At 42.6% G+C, this 24937-nt stretch carries 14 protein-coding genes; 13 read left to right on the top strand and 1 reads right to left on the bottom strand.

The window, feature by feature from the left end; genetic code table 11:
- Positions 1 to 105: 105 nt before the first annotated feature.
- On the bottom strand, positions 106 to 258 hold the full coding sequence (locus tag BUC01_RS25435) for a hypothetical protein (RefSeq protein ID WP_175560870.1): 153 nt from the start codon (positions 256 to 258) through the stop codon (positions 106 to 108).
- Positions 259 to 665: 407 nt separating this feature from the next.
- Here BUC01_RS25435 and BUC01_RS07705 point away from each other — a divergent pair, with 407 nt between their 5' ends.
- From BUC01_RS07705 to BUC01_RS07645, 13 genes are all read left to right on the top strand, one after another.
- A complete protein-coding gene (locus tag BUC01_RS07705; RefSeq protein ID WP_081795780.1) occupies positions 666 to 1223 on the top strand; it encodes a hypothetical protein in 558 nt (185 codons plus the stop codon).
- A 53-nt stretch (positions 1224 to 1276) separates the two neighbouring features.
- Positions 1277 to 4414 carry a SusC/RagA family TonB-linked outer membrane protein gene (locus BUC01_RS07700; RefSeq protein WP_025831440.1) on the top strand — a complete coding sequence of 1046 codons (3138 nt, stop codon included), beginning with the start codon at positions 1277 to 1279 and terminating at the stop codon, positions 4412 to 4414.
- A gap of 53 nt (positions 4415 to 4467) precedes the next feature.
- Positions 4468 to 6393, top strand: coding sequence for a RagB/SusD family nutrient uptake outer membrane protein (locus BUC01_RS07695; protein WP_025831441.1), 1926 nt, complete (start codon positions 4468 to 4470; stop codon positions 6391 to 6393).
- Positions 6394 to 6430: 37 nt separating this feature from the next.
- Entirely contained in the window at positions 6431 to 9457 is a 3027-nt protein-coding gene (locus tag BUC01_RS07690; RefSeq protein ID WP_073313248.1) for a SusC/RagA family TonB-linked outer membrane protein, read from the top strand.
- 34 nt (positions 9458 to 9491) lie between these two features.
- Positions 9492 to 11159: a RagB/SusD family nutrient uptake outer membrane protein gene (locus tag BUC01_RS07685; protein WP_073313245.1), complete on the top strand. Its 1668-nt coding sequence runs from the start codon at positions 9492 to 9494 to the stop codon at positions 11157 to 11159.
- A 32-nt stretch (positions 11160 to 11191) separates the two neighbouring features.
- Entirely contained in the window at positions 11192 to 12091 is a 900-nt protein-coding gene (locus BUC01_RS07680) for a discoidin domain-containing protein (protein ID WP_025831442.1), read from the top strand.
- 19 nt (positions 12092 to 12110) lie between these two features.
- Positions 12111 to 13589 carry a family 16 glycosylhydrolase gene (locus BUC01_RS07675; protein WP_025831443.1) on the top strand — a complete coding sequence of 493 codons (1479 nt, stop codon included), beginning with the start codon at positions 12111 to 12113 and terminating at the stop codon, positions 13587 to 13589.
- 88 nt (positions 13590 to 13677) lie between these two features.
- Positions 13678 to 15576, top strand: a complete 1899-nt coding sequence (locus tag BUC01_RS07670) for a family 43 glycosylhydrolase (protein WP_073313242.1) — start codon at positions 13678 to 13680, stop codon at positions 15574 to 15576.
- A gap of 96 nt (positions 15577 to 15672) precedes the next feature.
- Positions 15673 to 16923: a DUF2264 domain-containing protein gene (locus BUC01_RS07665; protein WP_025831444.1), complete on the top strand. Its 1251-nt coding sequence runs from the start codon at positions 15673 to 15675 to the stop codon at positions 16921 to 16923.
- A 39-nt stretch (positions 16924 to 16962) separates the two neighbouring features.
- On the top strand, positions 16963 to 18252 hold the full coding sequence (locus BUC01_RS07660; RefSeq protein ID WP_025831445.1) for an alpha-l-rhamnosidase: 1290 nt from the start codon (positions 16963 to 16965) through the stop codon (positions 18250 to 18252).
- A 250-nt stretch (positions 18253 to 18502) separates the two neighbouring features.
- Positions 18503 to 19627 (top strand): glycoside hydrolase family 88/105 protein, encoded by a 1125-nt coding sequence (locus tag BUC01_RS07655; protein WP_025831446.1) that lies wholly within the window; start codon positions 18503 to 18505, stop codon positions 19625 to 19627.
- Between the two features lie 236 nt (positions 19628 to 19863).
- Positions 19864 to 21753, top strand: a complete 1890-nt coding sequence (locus BUC01_RS07650; RefSeq protein ID WP_243462450.1) for a glycoside hydrolase family 43 protein — start codon at positions 19864 to 19866, stop codon at positions 21751 to 21753.
- Positions 21754 to 21824: 71 nt separating this feature from the next.
- Positions 21825 to 24752, top strand: coding sequence for a glycoside hydrolase family 97 protein (locus tag BUC01_RS07645; protein ID WP_025831448.1), 2928 nt, complete (start codon positions 21825 to 21827; stop codon positions 24750 to 24752).
- Positions 24753 to 24937 lie beyond the last annotated feature (185 nt).

The raw sequence follows: 24937 nt of genomic DNA, 5'->3' as shown, positions 1-24937 counted from the left end.
GCAGTTTTATTGTGCGGTTTAGTTATCTACTTGTTTTGATCTATTTTAAGTTTCGTATGTGTCTTGAAAAGTTCTCTTGCTCTCTTTCAGTTCTTTCATCTCTCGTCAATCGGCCTGTTCATCGGCTTTCCGGCTGAAAGCATCTTCTGAAGGAATGATTTTACTGTTTTCAGCTTTCAGCCGATACTGTAAGTATGAGATTTTTTCATACTTCATAAATCCTATCTCATTCGGAAACTTTTGTATCGGAAAGTTCATGTGTTTCACAGTATTGGATATATAGATGGGAGGTGTTGGATATATAGATGGGAGACGTTGGGACTATAGATGGGGGACGTTGGATATATGGATGGGAGACGTTGGGACTATAGATGGGAGGCGTTGGATATATAGATGGAAGACATTGGATATATAGATGCGTTATCTTGCCTTAATAGTGTTTTTCAAAAGTCTCAAATGTTTAAGGAATGATGTGGAAGAATGGTTCATTTAACGTATATAAATGTCTCATGGAACAAATAACCATGTGCTTGGGCTGTTGCAGTAGGTTCTTTGTTCTTGGAGTCTCATACTTTTGTGTCACAATCAAGAATGAAAAAATAGAGAGTTTTTAGTTCTTGTTGTAAATAGCAAACGTATGTTTAATCTTAAAATTAATGAGAAACATGAAAAGCAAAAAAAGTAAACTGATTGCAGCGTTTTTTGTAGCTGCGATGTCTTTTAGTCTCTTTACAGGGTGTAGTGATGATGCTACAATGATTGGTTTGAATGAAGGTGTATTGCCGGAATTGATATCTGACACAAGAGCTGTTGCAGATGGCTTGATTGAATCTGATTCAATCAGCAATTTAAGTTTATCAGCTGCAACTGAATATAGTGATGCAGAGTTGAAAAAGCGCATAAGGAGTGGATGGTGGAAACAGTATGCTTATACAATGTCAGATGGTAGAGTAACTCCGGAAATATCAGAGTATACTGATTATACTCAGAATATATATCCGGATGCTACTACGTTATTTTATGTTGGAAGTGAGGTCTTGGAAAATGTTAATGTACAATTTTCCCAAATAGGTACAACTCCATATTATTATGAGGAAATAAATACTGGATTTTATCAGTTTAAGGTCGCTTATCCTGTTCCTGTCTTTTTTGAATTCGTAAGCAAGAGAACTGGAGAGATAATTGATACTATTATCTTTTTTCCTGATCTTAAACTTTTGTAGAAATTAAAATGGGAGTGTAATTTAATATATATTTAATCTTAAAATTATTGCTAATGGAAAAGCAAGAAAATTTCTGTAAACGACAAGCTCCAAAACTATGTCGATTATTTCCAGTTGCAATTTTATTGTTTTTGTTCTTATCTGTTCCCTTAAAGGGATATAGTGAAGATGTTCCCTCTTTAGAGAGTGTACAGCAAAACACAGTAAAAGTGACTGGTACAGTCAAGGATGCAAACGGTGAGCCAATTATTGGTGCTAACGTTATGGTGGTAGGTACGGCTACTGGTGTCATTACCGATATTGATGGCAATTTTAGTCTGAATGTCCCAGTCGGGAGTAAGTTACAATTTAGTTTTATTGGTTATAAGGAACAAGTAGTTCCTGTTAAAAAGGGTATTAGTCTTAATATAGTATTAGAAGAAGACTCGCAGATGTTGGGCGAGGTTGAGGTCGTGGCTTACGGTGTACAAAAGAAGGTTTCTATTACAGGTGCTATTTCTTCTATGAAAGGAGATGATTTGTTGAAAACTCCTGCCGGATCTATTTCCAATATACTTTCTGGCCAGGTCACAGGTATTTCTTCTGTACAATATTCCGGTGAACCAGGTGCTGATGCTGCTGACATCTATGTTCGTGGTGTTGCTACTTGGCAAGATGCTAAACCGTTAATTCAAGTAGACGGAGTAGAACGCGATATGTCTCAAATAGACCCGAATGAAATTGAAAGTGTAACTGTTTTGAAAGATGCTTCAGCCACGGCTGTATTTGGTGTACGTGGGGCCAATGGTGTTATTTTGATTACAACGAAGCGTGGTGCTGAAGGTAAGGCTAAAATCTCATTTTCTACTTCTGCAGGTGTGAATGTCCGTACTAAAGAATTGGAATTTGCTAATTCTTATCAGTATGCTTCATATTATAATATGATGATGGTAAATGATGGTGCAGCTCCTACTTTTTCTGATGATCAATTGATTGCTTTTCGTGATCATACCAATCCTTTGCTTTATCCGGATATTAACTGGATTGACTATTGCATGAATAAGGCTGCATTCCAATCACAACATAATGTAAATATTTCCGGTGGAACAGGTAATATGCGTTATTTTGTATCTGCAGGTCTGTTTACTCAAGATGGTATGTTCAAACAGTTTGATATGAACGATGATTTTAATTTCAATTATAAGCGTTATAATTATCGTGCTAATTTAGATTTTGATGTAACTAAAACCACTTTGTTATCTGTCAATATTGGAGGTCGTGTAGATACTAAACGTACACCAGAATCAGGAGAAAGTCAAGATCAGTTATTCCGCCATCTCTATTGGGCTGTGCCATTTGCAGGTGCTGGCATTGTAAATGGTAATCGGGTTGTTTCTAATCAAGAATACCTTAATCTTAATATGGTTGATGGATTGAACGCTTACTATGGGCAGGGATTCCGTACTATGACAACGAATACCTTGAATTTGGATATGGTGCTTGACCAAAAACTGGATTTTATAACTAAAGGGCTTTCAATAAAATTAAAAGGAGCTTATAATTCCAGTTATTCTACCACCAAGATTGCTAGTTCCTCAAAAGCAAGTTATACTCCTGTTATTGATGATAAAGGTGCAATTTCTTTCCGTAAAAGCGGCTCTGACAGTCAAACCAGTTATAGAGATGGTGACTATGGCAAGGCTCGTGATTGGTATATGGAATTGGCTTTGAATTATAATCGTAAATTTGGTGATCATAATGTCAGTGCATTATTACTTTATAACCAATCAAAGAAATACTATCCCGGAGGTACTTATGACTATATTCCTTCTGGGTATGTAGGTATTGTAGGTCGTGTCACATACGATTGGAAAACGCGTTATATGGCAGAGTTTAATGCAGGATACAATGGATCTGAAAACTTTGCTCCGGGCAATCGCTATGGTTTTTTCCCAGCAGGTTCAATAGGTTGGGTTGTGAGTGAAGAACCTTTCTTTACTACTTTAAAAAAGGCGATAAATTACTTTAAAGTTCGTGCTGCGGTCGGTATGGTAGGTAATGATAAGATGGGCAGCAACCGCTTTCTTTATATTCCAGGAAAGTATAGTTATGGAAGTGGAGATGGGTATTATTTTGGACAGAATGTAAATAACAAGAAACCTGGTGCATGGGAAGCCAGTCAATCTAATCCGGATGCGAAATGGGAGACTGCTGTAAAACAAAACTATGGTATTGATTTTAGCACTTTTAATGAGCGTTTGAATGTATCTGCTGATTACTTTATTGAAAAGCGTAGAGATATTTTAGTTACTCCGGATTATCTGCCAGGTATTTTGGGTATGACACTTCCGGTAGTAAATGTTGGTAAAACGGAAAATAAAGGTTTTGAGTTACAAGTGAAGTGGAATGAACAATTGAATGATGATTTCCGCTACTGGGCTAATTTTAACTTATCGTTTGCTCGTAATAAAATTATTTTTAAGAATGAAATAGAACAGAATGAATCTTGGATGTATGAAACAGGACGTCGTATTGGTTCCCGTTCTATGTATAAGTTCTGGGGATATTATGACGAAACAGCTGATGCTCGTTATCAAGAGGAATTTGGGATACCTATTGCTAGCCATGGTATTACTTTGCAACCAGGTGATGCGGTTTTTGTTGACTTGAATAAGGATGGAAAATTAGATGGTGACGATGCTACGCGTGATATCGGTTTTACTGATATTCCCGAATATACAGCAGGTTTGAACTTGGGATTTAGTTGGAAAAACTTTGATTTTTCCATGCAATGGACGGGAGCGTGGAACGTAGATCGTATGTTGGATGAATTCAGACGTCCATTGGGTGATACTAATAGTAAGGCTTTGCTACTTTATCAATATGAAAATACATGGCGCTCTTCCGAGGACTCATTTACTGCTAAATTTCCCCGCGCTTCTAATTCAAGTGCTTCTAATAACTATCGGGGAACTGATTTGTACTTGATAAATGCTAGTTACCTTCGTCTGAAGAATGTAGAGATTGGTTATAATTTTGATTTTCCATTTATGAAGAAATTGAAAATGAATAATTGCCGTTTGTATGTGAACGGTTATAATCTGTTAACCTTTACTGGCTTTAACTGGGGGGATCCTGAATCTCGCCAAAGCAGTCGTCCTAATTATCCGTTGACCCGTGTATTTAACATTGGATTGAAATTAGGATTCTGATAATCTTTAATTTAAAATTTTACTTAAGAACTAAGAACTTAAGAACTGAAATTATGAAACATTTAACTAAATGGTTTATAGCTGCATTTGCAGGGATATCTATTCTTTCTGCATCATGTGTTGATCAAATAAAGTTCGGAGACAGTTTCCTTGAGAAACCTCCTACGACGAATGATTTGAACCAAGATTCTATTTTTGGAAAAGCAGATTACGCTCGTGCGTTTCTGTGGCGTACTTATAGCCAACTTTATTTTGGTTTACCTTATAATTGGGGACAAGTAACGGCTAAGATGAATACGGGTGTATTTGAAGCCCTTTCAGATTGTTATCATAGTCATAATTCATGGGATGGACCTAACCGTCATTATTATCCGGGATCTTATACTGCAGCCAGTGAAGGAGGTGATGACACTCGTTTTGGCTATATTAAGGAAGATTGTTGGCCGGCCATTCGTGCTGCTTGGATGTTTATTGAAAATGTAGAACGCGTGCCTGATATGGATCAGGATGAAAAGAATCGTTTGTCTGCTGAAGCAAAAGTAATTATAGCTTCACGGTACTTTGACCTTTTCCGTCACTTTGGTGGTCTTCCGATTGTAAGAGGTACTTACGGGGTGGAGGCTGTTTATGAAATCCCGCGAGGTACAGTAGATGAGACCGTCAAATTTATGACTGGATTGTTGGATGAAGCGGCTTCAGTTCTTCCTTGGAGTTTAGGTACGGATGAGGCTAACTGGCAAGGCCGTTTCACAAAAGCGGCTGCTATGGGATTGAAATGTAAGATTTTAGTCTTTGCAGCTAGTCCATTATTTAATGACAGTGAACCTTACTGTACAGAATCACCTCAGGATGCAGTCAATAACTTACAAGTGTGGTATGGAGGTTATAAATCTGAATTATGGGATGAGTGCTGGCAAGCTTGTGTTAACTTCTTTAATGAATTGAAGAAAGAAGGGAATTATGCATTAATACAGGCAAACGGTACGACCTGTCAAGATTATCGTGAGGCATTTAATAAAGCTTATTTCCTTCGTGAAAATAATACAGAATTGTTGATCTCAACCCGTATCACGGGACAATACGGTGGAGAATGGTGGCATTATTGGGGTGATCTTAATGATTCGGAACAAAACTGGCCGAATAACCGTGGATATACGCCTACACTGGAATTTATGGAAATGTTTCCGATGAACGATGGCAAACCATTCACAGAAGCTTATTTAGCGGATGGAGCACAACCTTTCTTTGAGAATAATGATAGGAATAAACCGATACGTGATCCCCGATTGTATGAGACTATTTTGGTAAATGGTGCTTCTTTTGACGGACGTGGTGCTGAACTTTGGTTAGGTGGACGTGATAATATTAATGATACGGAAAAGGAAACTAATAAAACAGCAACTGGATTCCGTCTCTATAAATTTTGGAAAGAAGGGAAAAATAGTTTTAAAGGAACTTACCTGCAATGGCCTTATTTACGTTTGTCTGAGATTTATTTGATTTATGCTGAAGCATTATTGAAAGCTAAAAATGATTTGCCAGGAGCAATTGCGCAAGTTAATATTGTGCGTGAACGTGTGGGGCTTGGCGATTTAGCCAGATGTAATCCAGACAAGCATCTGACAACAGATGCCAATGCTTTGTTGGAAGAGATTCTTCGTGAACGTGCCTGTGAATTGGGGTTTGAAGATGTTCGTTTATTTGACATGATTCGTTATAAACGTGCAGATTTATTCCAGAAAAAGCTTCATGGTCTGAAGGTCTATCGTAATGATGGAAGTGGTAATAAGCCTTGGTCTGGTACTGATGGTAATTCTAGCGCATATCCTTATCCTACAGAGTTTAGGTATGAATCTTTTGTACTTAGTAATCCGACTCGTGCATGGTGGAGTAATTTCAGTCCTAAATGGTATCTTGCTGCATTCCCTGCTTCAGAGGTTAACAAAGGGTATGGCTTGACACAAAATCCGGGATGGTAATCTGAAATAGAATAACCATAAATAAAGAAAGAACAACATGAAAAAATATAAGATAACAGTTTTAGCAATGTTGCTTTGCGCCTCTCTGAAAGGTTGGGCACAAGAAGGAAGTAATGTTCTTGGCAAGGTGGTTGACAAATTGGGCAATCCGGTAGAAGGTGTATTAGTTTCTATTGAAAATAATCCACTGGTACAGGTTACAACCGACCGGAACGGGCAATTTGAGATTACAGCTGACAAGGATAATCTTTTGAGGGTACGTACAGGTAAGGATGATACAAAAGTAGTATCTATAAAAGATGGAAAGGAGCTAACAATTATTTTAGACTTTTCCAGTGAAAAAGTGAACTATGGCTTCGGCTTGAATCAGACAAATGCAGAAAGTACAGGTGCTGTGTCTACTGTATATGCAGATCAAATAGATAATCGTTCAACATTCAATGTTGGTAATGCACTATATGGTAATGTAGCTGGGCTTTATACTATGCAGAAGACCGGTGAAGTATGGGATCAAATATCTTCTATGGCTATCCGTGGACAGAAGACTTTAAGTAATTCCGGTATTTTATTGGTTGTGGATGGTCTTGAACGTGATAACGCTTATCAAGCGCTGAACTATATATCTCCGGAGGAGGTTGAATCAGTAAGTATTTTGCGTGATGCGGCAGCTGTCGCTCTTTATGGCTTTCGCGGTGCAAACGGTGTGGTAAACATTGTAACAAAGCGTGGTAAATATAAGAGTCGTGAAATAAACTTCTCTTATGATCACGGTTTCAATTACCAGACGCGTATTCCGGAGATGGCTGATGCGTTTACTTATGCTAATGCAATGAATGAGGCTTTGGCTAATGATGGTAAGTCTGCACGTTATTCTCAAGATGAATTGAATGCTTTTAAAAGTGGTAAATATCCTTATCTTTATCCTAATGTGAATTGGATGGATGAAGTATTTCGTGATTGTGGTACAACCGATATTGCTACTTTAACTTTTAGAGGTGGATCTACCAAAATGCGCTATTTCACAATGTTAAACCTACAAAACAATCGTGGTTTCATTAAGAATGCTGATGCAAATGATGGCTATTCTACGCAGTCTAAGTATTCAAGAGTAAACTTTCGCTCGAATTTGGATATAGATTTAACTCCCAAGACACGTTTACAAGCGAATATTTCGGGTGTATTGAATGAATTTAGCCGTCCTAGTGCAAATGGTGATAATCTGATAGGCAAACTGTATACAGTGCCTTCAGCAGCTTTTCCTATAAAGACGGAGAATGGTCTGTGGGGTGGTAATAATACTTGGAGCGGTGATTATAATCCAGTATATTTAGCGCAAGGACATGGATATACGAAGGGGCATACTCGTGCTTTATATGCTGATATGTTATTGCGGCAGGATTTATCTTCCGTAACTAAGGGACTGGGTGCGTCAATACGTGTCGGCTATGATAATTTAGCTTCTTATTGGGAAGATCATCGTAGAAGTGAGAAATGGGGAATGCAAACTGTTTCGCAATGGGAAAATGGTGAACCTATTAAATTCAATGATATAACAGGAGGTTCGGTGGGCACTAGTGAAAGTGCTAAGCTTGATTGGCAATATCGTTCATTTAATTTTCAGGCGAATGTAGACTGGGATCGGCATTTTGGTAAGCATGATATTTACTCTATGTTATTGTATACATATAAATATGATGATAGAAACGGTACAAATGTTACTCTATATACCCAAAATGCAGGTTGGTATACTCATTATGGATTTAATAACCGTTATTTTGCAGATTTTACTTTGATGTTTTCCGCTTCTAACAAATTGGATCCTAATAGTCGTTGGCTACCGGCTCCTACCATAGGGCTGTCATGGGTTATTTCCAATGAGGATTTCATGAAAAAGCAGTCTGTAATAGATTTCATGAAGCTTCGTGCTTCATTTGGTATTATTAATACGGATAATACTCCTTATGATGGCTATTGGTATAATAAAATGGCAGGCGGTGGCACTTATCCCGTTGTAGGAGGTAATAACGATAGTAATTTCTCAAATGGAGATGGAGGATGGGCAGAAGGACAGTTGCCCTCTCTGAACGGTACGGTAGAGAAAGCATATAAGTATAATTTGGGGTTAGATGTATCTTTGTTGAAAGGATTAACATTCACCATTGATGGCTTTTATGAAAGACGTTCGGATATTTGGGTGAGTGCATCCGGTCAGAACTCATCCATATTGGGCATTACAAGCCCCTATAAAAATGCAGGTATTGTAGATAGCTGGGGGACGGAGATTGGTGCGGATTATAGTAAGAGTATTGGAGACTTCAAATTACGTTTGGGAGGTACATTCTCATATAACCGCAGTAAGGTAATTGAAATGCTGGAAGAACCTAAAGCTTATGATTATCTGACTCAAACAGGAAAACCTCTGGGACAAATCTGGGGATTGCAGGCTATCGGACATTTTGTAGATCAGGCAGACATTGATAATAGTACGCCTCAGCAATTTGGACCAGTGAAACCTGGAGACATTAAATATAAAGATGTGAACGACGATGGTGTTATAAACTCCAATGATATGATCCCTATGGGATATAGTTCTGCTTGGCCGGAAATATATTATGGCTTTAATGTTGGATTGGAATGGAAGGGATTAGGCTTTGATGCTTCTTTTCAAGGTGTAGCGAATTATACAGCTTGGCTGACTTCTAGTGTTTATCGCCCATTGATAAATAACACTTCTATTTCACAATATGCGTATGATAATCGCTGGACACCAGAGAATCCGACAGCTCGTTTTCCACGTTTAACAACGGAGAATGTGGATAATAACACCCAGAATAGCTCTGTATGGTTGCAAGATCGGTCTTTCTTAAAATTAAGAAACTGCGAGATATACTATAAGTTACCTTCTTCTTGGTTGAATAAGATTAAGATGAAAACAGCTAAAGTTTATGTAAGAGGTACTGATTTATTTAGTATTGACAAAATTGATTTGTCTGATCCGGAAGCAATTGGAGATGTTTGGCCGGCTACTCGTTCTATACATATAGGCTTCTCGCTGGGTATCTAAATGAATAAAATTTTAATTTAATACAGACTAAGATATGAAATTAAAGAATATATGTTTGGGTATTGTTTGTGTAGCAGCATTGTCTGGATGTACAGATAAGATGGACTATCACGAATATACCAGTTACGATAAAGAATATGTTTTTTCAGATTTTGGCCGTACTGCCGGATTTGTGAATAACATCTATTCCTATTTAGATTATGATTTACTGGGAACAACTTCTTTGGCTTCTGCTTGTGATGAGGCTGAAATGGCATTGACTTACTCAAATGTACTTGATTACACAAATGGTAATTGGACTGCTTTGAATCCTAAATCGCAGTGGAATTATTATACTCCGATTCGTGCAGTCAATTATTATTTGAAAAATGCAAAAGATCTGGATTTTTATGATTTGCGTTTTAATCAAGATTATGAAGAACAGATGAACAGGTATAAACGATATCAGTATGAGGTACGCTTGCTTCGTGCTTACTATTACTTTTTACTCGTACGTGCATATGGTGATGTTCCTTTTACAACAGAAGTATTGACTGAAAAAGAAGCGAATAGTATGGTGCGTACGCCTGCTTCTGAAATCTTTGATTTTATAGTCAATGAGTGTGACGCTGTGGCTCTTGAACTTCCAATAAAATATTCGGATTTAGAAAATGATGCTGCGGGGGGGAGTACAAATCCTGAAAGTGGTCGTGTAACGCGAGGTATGGCACTAGCATTAAAAGCGCGTGTCTTACTTTATCGTGCCAGCAAATTGTTTAATGAAAGTGAGGATAAGGAGCTTTATAAAGATGCTGCAACAGCAAATCTGGAGGTCATCAATTATTGCAATGAGAATAACATAAAATTGGGTAACTATACAGATTTGTGGGGAGCAGACAATTGGAAAGCTTCAGAGATGATATTCGTACGTCGTGTAGGTGATACGGATGATCCGGAAAGAACTAATTTCCCTATAGGTATGGAGAATGCAAAGTCAGGTAATTGCCCGACACAGACCTTGGTAGATGCCTATGAGATGAAAGATGGAAGTGAGCCGAATCCTAAAGACCCATATACAGGGAGGGATCCGCGTTTTGCAATGTGTATTGCTGTAAATGGTGATAAATGGCCCAATACCAATCCTGACCCGCTTGAAATATATGTAGGTGGGAGAAATGCTTCCCCTATTGCGTATGCTACTCCGACAGGTTATTATCTGAAAAAATATGTGGATGGCTCTACGGATATCAGTGCCAGTACAAGTTCAGGTGGCAAGCGCCATAGTTGGGTGACATTCCGCTTAGGAGAATTCTTATTGAATTATGCAGAAGCAGCTTTTAAATATTTTGGATCGGCTGATGGTAAAGATGACAAATTTACAATGTCAGCTCGTGAAGCTGTGAATAAGGTACGTAAACGTACAGGTGTAAACATGCCGGATTTTCCGGAAGGAATGAATCATGATAGCTTTTGGAGTCGCTATAAAAATGAACGTATGGTAGAACTTGCATTTGAAGGCCATCGTTTCTGGGATGTGCGTCGTTGGAAAGAAGGTGGCGTTAAAAGTATTGATAGAGTGGTGATTACAAAAAATAGTGATGATTCTTTTACTTACACTCGTAACACGAAATCATTGGTCTGGGATGATAAAATGTATTTCTATCCGATACCTGATACCGAACGTCGTAAAAATACGAATTTAACTCAGAATCCGGGTTGGTGAACATACGTGTTTAACTATTAAAATGAAATGTTATGAAATTGAATTTTAAATATATGATTGCTGTCAGTTTGTTTGTTGGAGCAACTGGTTGTGATGATAAATTGGAGACTTTTGAAGTGGTAGGGAGTGTAACGACTCCCACTGCCATTGCGACATCGGCGGTAAGCACAGAAGCTTTACCGGGACAAATAAAGTTGAGTTGGGAAGTTCCGTCCGAAGGTGCTTTTGATTATCTTCAGATTAAGTATCATGATCCGTTGACCAAAGAGGAAGTATGTAAGATAGCCTCTGTTGGTACGACAGAAATGCTAATTGATGATACGCGTGCCCGCTTCGGTGATTATTCATTTTTCTTTCAGACTTTTAACGCTGCTCATCAGGGTAGCCAGGTGACAGAAGTAAAAGCTAAATCGGGGGCAGCTCCGTCCACTACGACAGAAAAGTCCCGTAAAGAGGTGAAACTGACGGAAGATCAGCTTAGCACTAATGCACAGGAACCCTCAGAAGGACCGATAAAAAATCTGATAGACGGGAAAGGTAATACCTTTTTTCATACTCGTTGGAGTAATCCTCAGCTTCCGTTGCCTCATTATATTCAAATAGATTTTAAAGAAGCTCATGAAGGATTTGCCATTTATTATCAAAACCGTACGGATAATACATGGACTTCAGATGGACGTCCTTCTGTGGTAGATCTACAGATTAGTAATGATGGCGAAAATTGGGAAGTTGTGAGTACGCTTTCCGGTTTGCCAACTAAACATAGCAGTGAATATACTTCTGATTTTGTTATACCGGAAAAGGCATTTACTCATTTTCGCTTTAATGTAATTGCTACTTCTGGTAATACTAAATACTTCAATTTGGCTGAATTTAAATTTTATGATGTAGAAGTAGAAGTATACGATCCTGAAACAGTGCCTTTGGATTAATTTAAATTGAGATAGTAATATGAAAAATAAGATAAGAATTTGGGCGGTTCTCTGTGTAGCCGCCTGCACAATCACTTTCTTTGCTTGCGATGATGAGAAAGATATCACTTATAAAGGAAATCTGGATCTGAACTTATTGGGCATCAAACAAGCCAGTGAAATATGGGATGGAACAAAATGTAACGTGACTACAAATATCCAGCAACCCAAAGAAGGAGAAAGTCAAAAAGTAGATAATTTCAGTTATCGACTGAATCTGGCACTTTACCAAAATCGCAAAGCGGAAAAAGATGCTACGGTAGACTTGGTCATAGCTACAGACTCTTTGAATAAAGCCATTGCAATGGTTGGCACATCATCTATTTATGATGTTTTTAAAGATGTTGAACTTTTGCCGGAAGAATATTACAATCTTTCAGCAAGTAAGATGGAATTAAGTGCTGATAGTAAAATATCAGAAGAAGTAGAACTGAATGTTTATTCCACTAAGCTAATCACTTTGATACAGGATGAGCGGAAAAAGAGTGCTACGTTTGTGTTACCCATACAAGTTCAAAACTCGTCTTCTTATACTATTAATGGAAAGACGAATACAATTATGTTCTTCTTTAATGTGACTTACGTAGCACCTGCAAATCCGGAAGACTATGTTGCTGACGGCGAAGGTGTTCCCGACGACCATACATTAGAAGGAGGTTATAAATTGTTGTGGCACGATGAATTTAATGGAACAGGTGCGCCTAATGCAGAAATGTGGAGGTTTGAAGAAGGCTTCCAACGTAATGAAGAAGATCAGTGGTATAAGAAGGAAAATGCCGAGATGAAAGAAAATGCACTGGTCTTTACTGCGAAACAAGAACGTGTGAAGAATCCGAACTACAATCCGAATGCAACGGGTGGTAACTCTTGGAAGCAGACCCGTGAATATGCGGAATATACTTCCGCTTGTGTGGTTGCTACGAACAATTATGCCTTTAAGTATGGAAGATTAATTGTACGCGCCAAAGTACCTATCGAACAAGGCGGATGGCCTGCAATATGGTCTACCGGTAATTGGTATGAATGGCCTTTAGGTGGTGAAATTGATATTCTCGAATTCTATAAAGAGAAAATTCATGCTAACCTTTGCTGGGGTGGTTCTTCTCGTTGGAATGGCACATGGAATTCGGCAAATTATCCTATAACTGATTTTACTTCCAAAGATGCTAAGTGGGCGGAGAAATATCATATTTGGCGTATGGATTGGGATGAAAAATATATTCGTATCTATTTGGATGATGTACTTCTTAATGAAACCGATTTGAGCACAACTAATAATAAAGGTGATCATGGTGCCGGAGATGGTGGAAATATCAATCCTTTCTCTAATAACATAGAGGGTTTTGGTCAGCTTATGATGTTGAATCTTGCTATAGGAGGTAATAATGGAAGACCTATAGAGGCAACTTTCCCGCTTGAATACCGTGTAGACTATGTACGGGTATATCAGAAACAGTAAAACGATCCTATAAATAATATTCCGTATTGTCCTATAGCCTAACAGACATTAGGATGGTACGGAATATTAGTTAAATAACGAAGAATACATGAGAACTATAAAGCATTTTGGAGGATTATTATTACTAATAATCATTTGTCTTCCTCTATCCTCACAGACCGGAAGAGAATGGAAGGATACAGCCAATGAGTATATCAACGCCCACGGCGGCGGCATCTTATTCCATGAAGGTCTGTACTATTGGTTTGGCGAGCACCGTCCCGAGAAAGGCTTCACCACCGAAGTAGGGGTGAACTGTTACACCTCCCCCGATTTACAGACTTGGACACATAAGAGTGTAGCGCTTCCCGTTTCCGAAACTCCCGGTGATGATATCGAACGTGGCTGCATCATCGAACGTCCGAAGGTGATATACAATCAGAAGACCGGAAAATTTGTGATGTGGTTCCATCTCGAACTGAAAGGTCAGGGCTATGGACCGGCACGTGCTGCCGTAGCCGTCAGCGACAAACCGGAAGGCCCTTACCGCTTCGTGCGTTCCGGACGGGTGAATCCCGGCATATATCCGGAGAATATGCCCGAAGCGGATCGTAAGGTGACGTGGAACCTGAATAAATATAAGAAATGGTGGACACCGAACTGGTACAAAGCCGTTAACCGGGGATTGTTTGTTAAGCGTGACCTGGAAGGCGGACAAATGTCCCGTGATATGACCCTGTTTGTAGATGATGACGGCAAAGCCTACCACATCTATTCTTCCGAAGAAAACCTGACTTTGCACATTGCAGAACTGACGGATGATTATTTGCAGCACTCAGGCCGGTATATCCGTATCTATCCGGGCGGACACAATGAGGCTCCGGCAATCTTCAAGAAAGATAATACCTACTGGATGATTACTTCCGGTTGTACCGGATGGGACCCGAATGCAGCCCGTATGTTTTCGGCTTCTTCCATCTGGGGACCATGGAAACAGCATCCCAATCCCTGCCGTGGCGAAAATAGCGAGAAGACTTTTGGCGGACAGAGCACATTTGTGTTGGAGCTTCCGGAGAATCGCTTTATATTTATGGCCGATGTTTGGAAACCGAAGAGTCTGATGTATTCCGGACACATTTGGCTACCTATTCAGTTTGACGAAAAAGGTGTTCCGTTTATTGAGTGGACGGACAAACAAGTGCTTCCGACAAACCCGGTCAGACAATCGGAGTGGAAACAGGTATGGAGTGACGAATTTAATACAGACGGTCTTCCGGATACCACTGTTTGGAGCTATGATAATGGCTTTGCACGCAATGAAGAAGCCCAGTGGTATCAGAAAGGCAATGCTTACTGCAAAGATGGAAAGCTGATTATTGAAGTGAGAAAAGAAGAAGGACGTAAAAATCCCTGGTATGAGGCCGGAAGTAACGATTGGCGGAAGAAGCGGGAGTTCATCGAGTACACTTCCTCGTGCATCACTACGGCCGGTAAGAAAGAGTTCTTGTATGGCAGATTTGAAATCCGTGCCAAGATTCCTGTAAGCGGAGGGGCATGGCCTGCCATTTGGACTTTGGGTAGCGGTATGGATTGGCCCTCGTGTGGCGAAATCGACATCATGGAATATTATCGCATCAAAGGCGTACCGCATATTCTGGCAAATGCCGCCTGGGGAACTGACCGGCAGTGGAATGCGAAATGGAAGAGCAAAGCAATTCCTTTCACTCATTTCACGGACAAAGATCCGGCGTGGGCGGATAAGTTTCACATCTGGCGTATGGATTGGGATGAAACGGCCATTAAAATCTATCTGGATGATGAATTGCTGAATGAAATTCCTTTGAGCGAAACTGTTAACGGTACTATTGGCGGGGGAACGAATCCTTTCCGCAAACCGCAGTATCTTTTGTTGAACTTGGCTCTTGGCGGCATCAATGGTGGCGAAATTGACGATAAAGGAATTCCCATGCGCTATGAGGTAGATTATGTACGCGTATATCAGAAATAGTCAATAATATACCCCTTTTTGCAACATTTTTAGTCGTTCGCTTTCTCTGAAAAGGTATATATTTGCAACGATGAAAAACAACTTATATACAATATCATGAAAACAAAAAAATATTTGTGGTTGCTATTGACCGTAGCATTATTGATTCCCGCCAATATCTCGGCAAAAAAGAAAACGGAAAAAGTGAAGACTGACCGTGAACTGTGGACCGGTGTCTTGTATCAGATGGCCGCCCCAGTACTTAGCAGCATGAGCGAAGGCCGCTTGCAGGATGATATGCAGGTGGAGTTAAGCCCCACCTGGGACGGACGCGACAAGCGGGTGACCTATATGGAATGCTTCGGCCGGTTGATGGCAGGTCTGGCTCCGTGGTTGTCACTGCCGGACGACGATACGGCAGAAGGAGTGCAGCGCAAGCAATTGCGCGAATGGGCGTTAAAGAGTTATGCCCAGGCCGTAGACCCGGAAAGCAAAGATTATCTGCTATGGAGAAAAGAGGGACAGCCTTTGGTAGATGCTGCATACGTGGCAGAGAGTTTTTTGCGCGGATACGATGCCTTATGGATGCCATTGGATGAGCTGACCAAACAACGCTATATCGCCGAATTCCAGCAATTGCGTCGGGTCGATCCTCCTTATACCAACTGGTTGCTGTTCTCCTCGACCATTGAGTGTTTCCTGAAAAGAGCGGGCGCACAGACTGATTATTACCGCATTACTTCCGCCCTGCGTAAAGTAGACGAATGGTATGTGGGTGATGGCTGGTACAGCGACGGACAGGATTTTGCTTTCGACTATTACAATAGTTTTGTGATTCATCCGATGTACGTGGAATGCCTTGAAGTGATGACGGATGGCGGAAAGAAGAACATCTGGAATGTAGCGGGCGGCAACTTCCCCAAAGCTATGAAGCGTATGCAGCGTTTCGGCATGATATTGGAACGCTTTATCTCTCCCGAGGGCACATTCCCGGTATTCGGACGCTCCATTACCTATCGCACGGGCGTGTTGCAACCGCTTGCCTTGTTGTCATGGCGCGGCTGGTTGCCCAAGGAACTGCCTGCCGGACAAGTACGTGCAGCAATGACAGCTGTCATTCAGCGTATGTTTGGCGACCACCGGAACTTCAATGAGAAAGGCTATCTGACTTTAGGCTTCAACGGGTCACAGCCCAATATTTCCGACTGGTATACGAATAATGGCAGCCTGTATCTGGCTTCACTGGCCTTCCTGCCTTTAGGACTGCCAGCCGATGCTCCTTTCTGGACGGATGAGCCATTGCCCTGGACATCGAAGAAAGCTTGGGAGGGAGAAGATTTCCCGAAAGACCACGCTTATCATGACTAAGATGCTGAGCTGTCAAATTACCTCTTAAATAAGGATATCATGAACAGACATATTCTCTTTTTCTTTCTAATTCTCTCAACGACTTTCACACTCCGGGCACAGCAAGCCCGGCTTGTGGAGGTGGGGCAGGGATATAGCCAAACGTCAGTCAACACAACCGTCTTCCGTAACAACTCTCTTGTGACACAAGGAGATGAGCAATATATCTGTTATTATGATGCGGACGGTTATCTGGTGCTGGGCAAGCGGAAACTGAATTCCGACCGGTGGACGCTGAACCGCACACAATACAAAGGAAACGTAAAAGATGCCCATAACGTCATCAGCATGATGCTGGACGGAGACGGTTATCTACACCTCTCGTTCGACCATCACGGGCATCTGCTGAATTATTGCCGCAGCACAGCCCCGCATACATTGGAACTTGGAGACAAGGAACCCATGACGGGTGTGGATGAAGGAAATGTCACCTATCCGGAGTTCTATCCGCTGAATGGGGGCGATTTGCTGTTCGTCTACCGTTCCGGTTCTTCCGGCCGGGGCAATCTGGTGATGAACCGCTATTCCGTGAAAGAGAAGAAATGGAGCCGGGTGCAGGACGTCCTGATTGACGGCGAAGATAAGAGGAATGCTTACTGGCAGCTCTATGTAGATGAGCAAGGCACTATCCACCTCTCCTGGGTGTGGCGTGAAACGTGGCATGTGGAGACGAACCATGATCTTTGTTATGCCCGTTCCTTTGACAATGGCGTGACATGGTATAAGGCGAATGGTAAGAAGTATGATCTGCCTATCCGCTACGCCAACGCGGAATATGCTTGCCGAATTCCGCAAAACTCAGAATTGATTAATCAGACCAGTATGAGTGCCGATGCGGGCGGCAATCCCTATATCGCGACTTACTGGCGCGACCCCGACAGTGAAATCCCCCAATACCGCATCGTATGGCATGACGGAGCCATGTGGCATAACCGCCGGGTTTCAGACCGCCGGACTCCTTTCTCTCTGAAAGGCGGCGGCACCAAGATGATTCCCATTGCCCGTCCGCGTATCGTGGTAGATGGTGGTGAAATCTTCTATGTCTTCCGTGACGAGGAACGGGGAAGCCGGGTGTCGATGGCGCATGCGTTGGCAGTCGGGACGGGCGAATGGACTTTTACTGATCTGACCGACTTTCCGGTAGATGCCTGGGAACCGTCGCATGATACGGAGCTTTGGAAGCAAAAGCGCCGTCTTCATCTCTTCGTGCAACATACCAAGCAGGGCGACGGAGAACGTATGGTGGACTTTGCTCCTCAGCCGGTGTATGTGCTGGAAGTGAATGATTGATGTGAATGTGTATATAATTTATCGCAATGGCAGATCCTCTCTGATCCCCTCTCAGAATGCTTCCTGAGAGGGGGGATAATGAGGTAACGACTGAAATAGGTTAAGTATACGAGTGAATGGCATTCAAGTAACGACTGAATAGGGTTCACTTAGGGATGCAATTGATAAGAGTGGTTTGACAGATATGAATTTGTTGTTCTTTATGAATGATAACAAATGGTATGCTAATTAAGTAAAAAAGGAAAAGTATATGAAAAAGTTTTTTGGAAACATCCTGATCCTGGCTTTTTGTCTGAACGGAGTGTTGGCTTGTACCACTCCCAAAGATGAAGCCAAAGAAGTAGTGGATATAATTTATAAAGTGAATAACTATTGGCAGGCGCAAAACCCCAAGCACGGACGTTCTTTTTGGGACAATGCCGCTTACCACACCGGTAACATGGAAGCATTCTTCCTTACCGGAGATTCGAAGTTCATGGACTATTCCAAAGCCTGGGCGGAGCACAACGAATGGAAAGGAGCCAAATCGGACGATAAAGCCGAATGGAAATACAGTTACGGTGAAAGTGATGACTACGTGCTCTTTGGTGACTATCAGATTTGCTTTCAGACGTATGCCGACTTATACAACATAGAGCCGGACTCGCAAAAGATAGCCCGTGCCCGCGAGGTGATGGAGTATCAGATGAGTACGGACAAGAATGATTATTGGTGGTGGGCCGACGGTCTTTATATGGTGATGCCCGTGATGACTAAACTATATAAGATAACCAACAATCCGCTTTATCTGGAAAAACTGCATGAATACTGGGCGTTTGCCGATAGCCTGATGTACGACCCCGAAGATGCCCTCTACTATCGTGACGGGAAATATATCTATCCCAAACATAAGAGTGTGAACGGCAAGAAAGATTTCTGGGCACGCGGAGACGGCTGGGTGCTTGCGGCATTGGCCAAAGTCTTGAAGGACTTGCCCGAAGACAATGCATATCGCCAGGAATATATCGGCCGTTTCCGGGCCATGGCAAAAGCGGTGGCCGCCTGCCAGCAACCGGAAGGCTACTGGACGCGCAGCCTGCTCGACCCCGAACATGCACCGGGACCGGAAACCAGTGGCACGGCTTTCTTTACTTATGGCTTGCTATGGGGCATGAACAACGGCTACCTGGATAAAGCCACTTATCAACCGGTAGTGGAAAAAGCCTGGACGTATCTGACGACTGTTGCTCTGCAACCGGACGGACGCATCGGCTATGTACAGCCTATCGGTGAGAAGGCTATCCCGGGACAAGTGGTGGATGCCAATTCAACCGCCAATTTCGGAGTGGGTGCATTTCTGCTTGCCGCTTGTGAAATGGTACGTTTTTTGAATTGAGTTTTCAGTTCTCAATATAGATGGGAAATGGGGCTTGTCGTTAGCGACAAACTCCATTTTTGTTTCATAGTAGCGGGTAAATCTTTGTTTTTTAATGAAATGACATAAAATTATTCCTATTTTGAATGAATCGTGGTGGTATATGTCTTTTTAAATGTGTATTTTTGACACCCAATAATTTATGCGAAATTCTTATGAGGAACACTATCAGAAAAATTGCAGTAGCAATCAGTTTAATGTTGGCAGTGACGCTGCCCACGTTCAGTCAGCAACATCCTGTTCAGGAAAAAGATTATGTAGCCTATCTGTTTACCTACTTCCATGGTAATCATATCAGCGAGGAGGCCGTGTGTTATGCCGTCAGTATGGATGGGTATACTTACTGGGCACTGAATGACAACAAACCGGTGATTGACTCCAAAGTTATCAGTTCAACAGGGGGAGTGCGTGATCCTCATATCCTGCGTTGCCAGGATGGAAACACGTTCTATATGGTTGTGACGGATATGGTGTCCGGCAATGGCTGGGACTCAAACCGTGCGATGGTATTGTTGAAGTCCACCGATTTGGTGAACTGGTCACATTCGGTCATTAATATGCAGAAACGCTATCCCGGGCAAGAACAGCTGAAAAGGGTATGGGCGCCACAGACGGTTTTCGACCCGGAGGCCGGAAAGTATATGGTCTACTGGTCCATGAAGTACGGTGATGGTGCAGATGTGATTTACTATGCATATGCCAATGAAGACTTTACGGATTTGGAAGGGGAACCGAAACCGCTTTTCATTCCGGAAAATAAAAAGTCGTGCATTGATGGCGACATTGTATATAAAGATGGTATATTTCATTTATTCTATAAGACCGAAGGCCACGGAAACGGCATAAAGGTTGCGACTACCCGTTCTTTGACCTCCGGCAAGTGGGAAGAAGAACCTGACTATAAGCAGCAGACAACGGACGCTGTGGAAGGTGCAGGTACGTTTAAGCTGATTAATCAGGACAAGTATATATTGATGTATGATGTATATATGAAAGGTAAGTATCAGTTTACGGAAACCACTGACCTGAAGAACTTCAAAGTCATAGACAGCGAGGTGAAGATGAATTTCCACCCCCGTCACGGAACGATTATCCCCATTACCCGTGATGAATTGATACGTATCACTGACAAGTGGGGCAAACCTGCCGAACTGGGTGAATTGCCCAACAATCCCGTATTGCCGGGCTTCCATGCCGACCCCGAAGTGTTGTATTCACAGAAAACGAAGAAATATTATATCTATTCTACCACCGACGGGCAACCCGGTTGGGGAGGATGGTATTTTACGGTTTTCTCTTCGGATGATTTGAAGAACTGGAAGTACGAGGGCGTCATGCTCGATTTGAAATCCGATCAGGTGTCTTGGGCTAACGGTAATGCATGGGCTCCGTGTATCGAAGAAAAACTGATAAAAGGTGAGTATAAATATTTCTTCTATTATAGCGGCAACCCGGTTAAGGAAGGCGGAAAACAGATCGGAGTAGCTGTGGCGGATTCTCCTACCGGGCCGTTTACGGATTTGGGTTATCCCATTGTTACGGAATCTCCCGTAGGTCATGGCCAGCAGATTGATGTGGATGTCTTCACTGATCCTGTTTCAGGCAAGTCCTACCTGTATTGGGGCAATGGCTATATGGCTGGTGCGGAATTGAATAAAGACATGGTTTCCATCAAGAAGAAAACCCTCACGGTGATGACTCCCGAAGGCGGAACTTTGCAGGACTATGCTTTCCGTGAAGCGCCTTACGTGTTCTATCGCAACGGACTCTATTACTTTATGTGGTCGGTGGATGACACCGGTTCACCTAATTACCATGTGGCATACGGCACATCCAAATCGCCGCTTGGCCCGATTGAGGTAGCCAAAGATCCTATCGCATTGATTCAGAATCCGGAAAAGGGAATTTATGGCCCCGCACATAATTCAGTACTACAAATTCCAGGTACGGATGAGTGGTATATCGTTTATCATCGTATTAATAAGAACTATCTGAAGGATAGTCCGGGTACGCATCGGGAAGTATGTATTGACCGCATGGAATTCAATGCGGATGGAACGATTAAACGGGTAATTCCTACCCTTTGAGTGGGAATTTGAAATGATAAATGATAAATGATAATATAAAAGTATTAAATACCTGAGAAACATTTTTAAACATGAAAAACAGACTGAAAGGATTAGCCTTTTTATGTGTGGCGGTCACTTTACCGCTGGCTGCACAAGATGTAACCGTCAGTGGACCGGACGGTAAGCTGCAATTGACCGTTTCGTGTCCGGAAGGAGGAGAAGCCGCGTATTCTCTCACCTATAACGGCAAGCAAATGCTCGAATCCTCTCCCCTGGGATTGCAAACCAATGTGGGGGACTTCGCGAAAGCAATGAAGCTGACCGGGCATAAAGAGAGAAAGATTGATACCGTTTATACTCAGACGCGCATCAAAGCCTCCCGTATACACTACCGTGCCAATGAACTGGTATGTGCCTTTACTAATGCGAAGGGGCAAAAGATGGACGTGACATTCCGCGTGAGCGACAATGATGTGGCTTTCCGCTATACATTGCCTAAACAAGGCGAGCGGGGAAGTGTCATTGTAGACAACGAAAAGACCGGTTTCCGTTTCCCGGCGCAAACCACTACTTTCCTTACTCCCCAGAGTGATGCCATGATAGGCTGGAAACGTACCAAACCCAGTTATGAAGAAGAATATAAGGCTGATGCCCCGATGGATGTGCGTTCGCAATACGGACATGGATATACTTTCCCTTGTCTTTATCATGTGGGTGAAGACGGCTGGGTGCTCATCAGTGAGACAGGAGTCGATAGCCGTTATTGCGGTTCGCGCCTGAGCGATGTTACCGAAGGCAATCTGTATACGGTAGCTTTCCCCATGGCCGAAGAAAATAATGGCAATGGAACGGTTGCTCCGGCCTTTGCTTTGCCGGGTTCTACCCCGTGGCGTACAATTACGGTAGGCGAGACGCTGAAACCTATTGTGGAAACCACTGTGATGTGGGATGTTGTGGAGCCATTGTATGAAACGGAACATGACTACCGGATGGGACGTGGCACATGGAGCTGGATTCTCTGGCAGGACGGTAGCATCAACTATGACGACCAGGTGCGTTATGTCGATCTGGCTGCGGCTATGGGATATGAATATGTGCTGATAGATAACTGGTGGGATACCCGCATCGGCCATAAGCGCATGGAGTCTCTTATCGACTATGCGCAGGGCAAAGGCGTGGATGTGTTCCTGTGGTACAGTTCCAGCGGTTACTGGAATGATATAGAACAAGGTCCTGTTAACCTGATGGATAATCCCATTGCACGCAAGCGTGAAATGAAGTGGTTGCAGCAGCAGGGCGTCAAAGGTATCAAGGTCGATTTCTTCGGTGGAGACAAGCAGGAGACTATTCGCCTGTACGAAGCTATCCTGAGTGATGCTGACGATCATGGTCTGATGGTTATCTTCCACGGTTGCACGGTGCCGAGAGGATGGGAACGTATGTATCCTAATTATGTGGGTAGCGAGGCAGTCCTGGCTTCCGAGAACTTGATTTTCAACCAGCACTTCTGTGATGAAGAGGCTTTCAATGCCTGTCTGCATCCGTTTATCCGTAATTCGGTGGGTTGTATGGAGTTTGGCGGTACCTTCCTGAACAAACGCCTGAACCGTGGCAATAATGGTGGAACCACACGCCGGACTACCGACGTATTCCAGTTGGCTACTGCCGTACTGTTCCAGAACCCTATCCAGAACTATGCTTTAGCTCCCAATAATTTGACGGATGCCCCGCAGGTTTGCCTCGACTTTATGAAGCGAGTGCCCACCACGTGGGATGAGACTCGCTTCGTTGACGGTTATCCCGGGAAGTATGCAGTGATTGCCCGTCGCCATGGCCAGCAATGGTATGTAGCGGCAGTGAACGGTACAAAGGAAGTGCTGAAACTGAAACTCGAACTTCCCATGTTGGCAGGACAAACCATTTCTCTCTATAATGACGACAAACTGTTGCAACCCGGGCTGCAATCGGTGAAGCTGAAAGCGGACGGCAAACTGCAACTGACCCTTCAACCGGAAGGTGGCGCCGTGCTGACCCGGGAGTGGAAGACGGATGAAAAAGAGATGGGCGCCTACCTGTTTACTTATTTTAAAGATGAAACGCACAGCCTGTACTTTGCCGTAAGTGACGACGGATATACCTTTACGGATGTGAATAACGGTCAGCCCATCATTGCCGGTGATACGATTGCCGAACAGAAAGGGATTCGCGACCCGCACATCTATCGTGCACCGGATGGCACTTTCTATATAGCAATGACCGACCTTCACATCTTTGCCCAAAAGAAGGGATTACGCAACACGGAGTGGGAGAGAGACGGTGCAAAATACGGATGGGGCAACAACCGCGGGTTGGTGCTGATGAAATCGAAAGACTTGATTCACTGGACGCATCATGTAGTCCGTATCGATAAATCCTTCCCGGGGTATGATGAAATCGGTTGTGCCTGGGCGCCTGAGTTGGTTTACGACGAACATGCAGGCAGAATCATGGTGTACTTCACCATGCGCATGGGCAATGCCCGGAATATGCTCTATTATGCTTATGCAAACGAAGACTTTGACGGCTTGGAGACAGAGCCGCGCTTGTTGTTCCAGTATCCTGATGCTACGAAATCGGCCATTGATGCGGATATTACGAAGGTAGGCGACAAATATCATATGTTCTATGTAGCTCATGACGGAACTCCGGGCATCAAGCAGGCGGTTTCCAAGTACATAAACCGTGGTTACTCCTATCTTCCGGAGTGGATTGATCCGGAACCGGGAGCTTGCGAAGCACCCAATATGTGGAAACGCATCGGTGAAGACAAATGGGTAGTGATGTATGATATTTATAGCATCAACCCTCATAATTTCGGTTTCAGTGAGACTGCTGATTTTGTGAACTTCACGCATCTGGGACACTTCAATGAGGGAGTGATGAAAGCCACTAACTTTACGTCTCCCAAGCATGGGGCGGTGATTCATATCACTAAGAAGGAGGCTGATAAACTGAGAAAATACTGGAAGGGGAAATGATAGTTTAGCGGCTTTGCCGCTAAAAATTGACAATTAACAATTGACAATTGACAATTACCATTCGGAACGATTGTTTAAGCACAATATAGCGCAGCCTAATTGTTAATTGTCAATTGTCAATTGTCAATTTTTAGCGGGCATCCGTCCGCAAAATTATCATTTATTACTTCAAAATATTAACCCAA

The sequence above is a fragment of the Bacteroides stercorirosoris genome (assembly GCF_900142015.1).
Lineage (GTDB): Bacteria > Bacteroidota > Bacteroidia > Bacteroidales > Bacteroidaceae > Bacteroides > Bacteroides stercorirosoris.
The sequence above is the reverse complement of the archived record's forward strand: the minus strand, read 5'-3'. Positions and strand labels throughout refer to the sequence as shown.

Bases quoted from the DNA above. Each gene is read 5' to 3' on its own strand.
- BUC01_RS25435 (WP_175560870.1), bottom strand. From the start codon at position 258: ATGAACTTTCCGATACAAAAGTTTCCGAATGAGATAGGATTTATGAAG.
- BUC01_RS07705 (WP_081795780.1), top strand. From the start codon at position 666: ATGAAAAGCAAAAAAAGTAAACTGATTGCAGCGTTTTTTGTAGCTGCG.
- BUC01_RS07700 (WP_025831440.1), top strand. From the start codon at position 1,277: ATGGAAAAGCAAGAAAATTTCTGTAAACGACAAGCTCCAAAACTATGT.
- BUC01_RS07695 (WP_025831441.1), top strand. From the start codon at position 4,468: ATGAAACATTTAACTAAATGGTTTATAGCTGCATTTGCAGGGATATCT.
- BUC01_RS07690 (WP_073313248.1), top strand. From the start codon at position 6,431: ATGAAAAAATATAAGATAACAGTTTTAGCAATGTTGCTTTGCGCCTCT.
- BUC01_RS07685 (WP_073313245.1), top strand. From the start codon at position 9,492: ATGAAATTAAAGAATATATGTTTGGGTATTGTTTGTGTAGCAGCATTG.
- BUC01_RS07680 (WP_025831442.1), top strand. From the start codon at position 11,192: ATGAAATTGAATTTTAAATATATGATTGCTGTCAGTTTGTTTGTTGGA.
- BUC01_RS07675 (WP_025831443.1), top strand. From the start codon at position 12,111: ATGAAAAATAAGATAAGAATTTGGGCGGTTCTCTGTGTAGCCGCCTGC.
- BUC01_RS07670 (WP_073313242.1), top strand. From the start codon at position 13,678: ATGAGAACTATAAAGCATTTTGGAGGATTATTATTACTAATAATCATT.
- BUC01_RS07665 (WP_025831444.1), top strand. From the start codon at position 15,673: ATGAAAACAAAAAAATATTTGTGGTTGCTATTGACCGTAGCATTATTG.
- BUC01_RS07660 (WP_025831445.1), top strand. From the start codon at position 16,963: ATGAACAGACATATTCTCTTTTTCTTTCTAATTCTCTCAACGACTTTC.
- BUC01_RS07655 (WP_025831446.1), top strand. From the start codon at position 18,503: ATGAAAAAGTTTTTTGGAAACATCCTGATCCTGGCTTTTTGTCTGAAC.
- BUC01_RS07650 (WP_243462450.1), top strand. From the start codon at position 19,864: ATGTTGGCAGTGACGCTGCCCACGTTCAGTCAGCAACATCCTGTTCAG.
- BUC01_RS07645 (WP_025831448.1), top strand. From the start codon at position 21,825: ATGAAAAACAGACTGAAAGGATTAGCCTTTTTATGTGTGGCGGTCACT.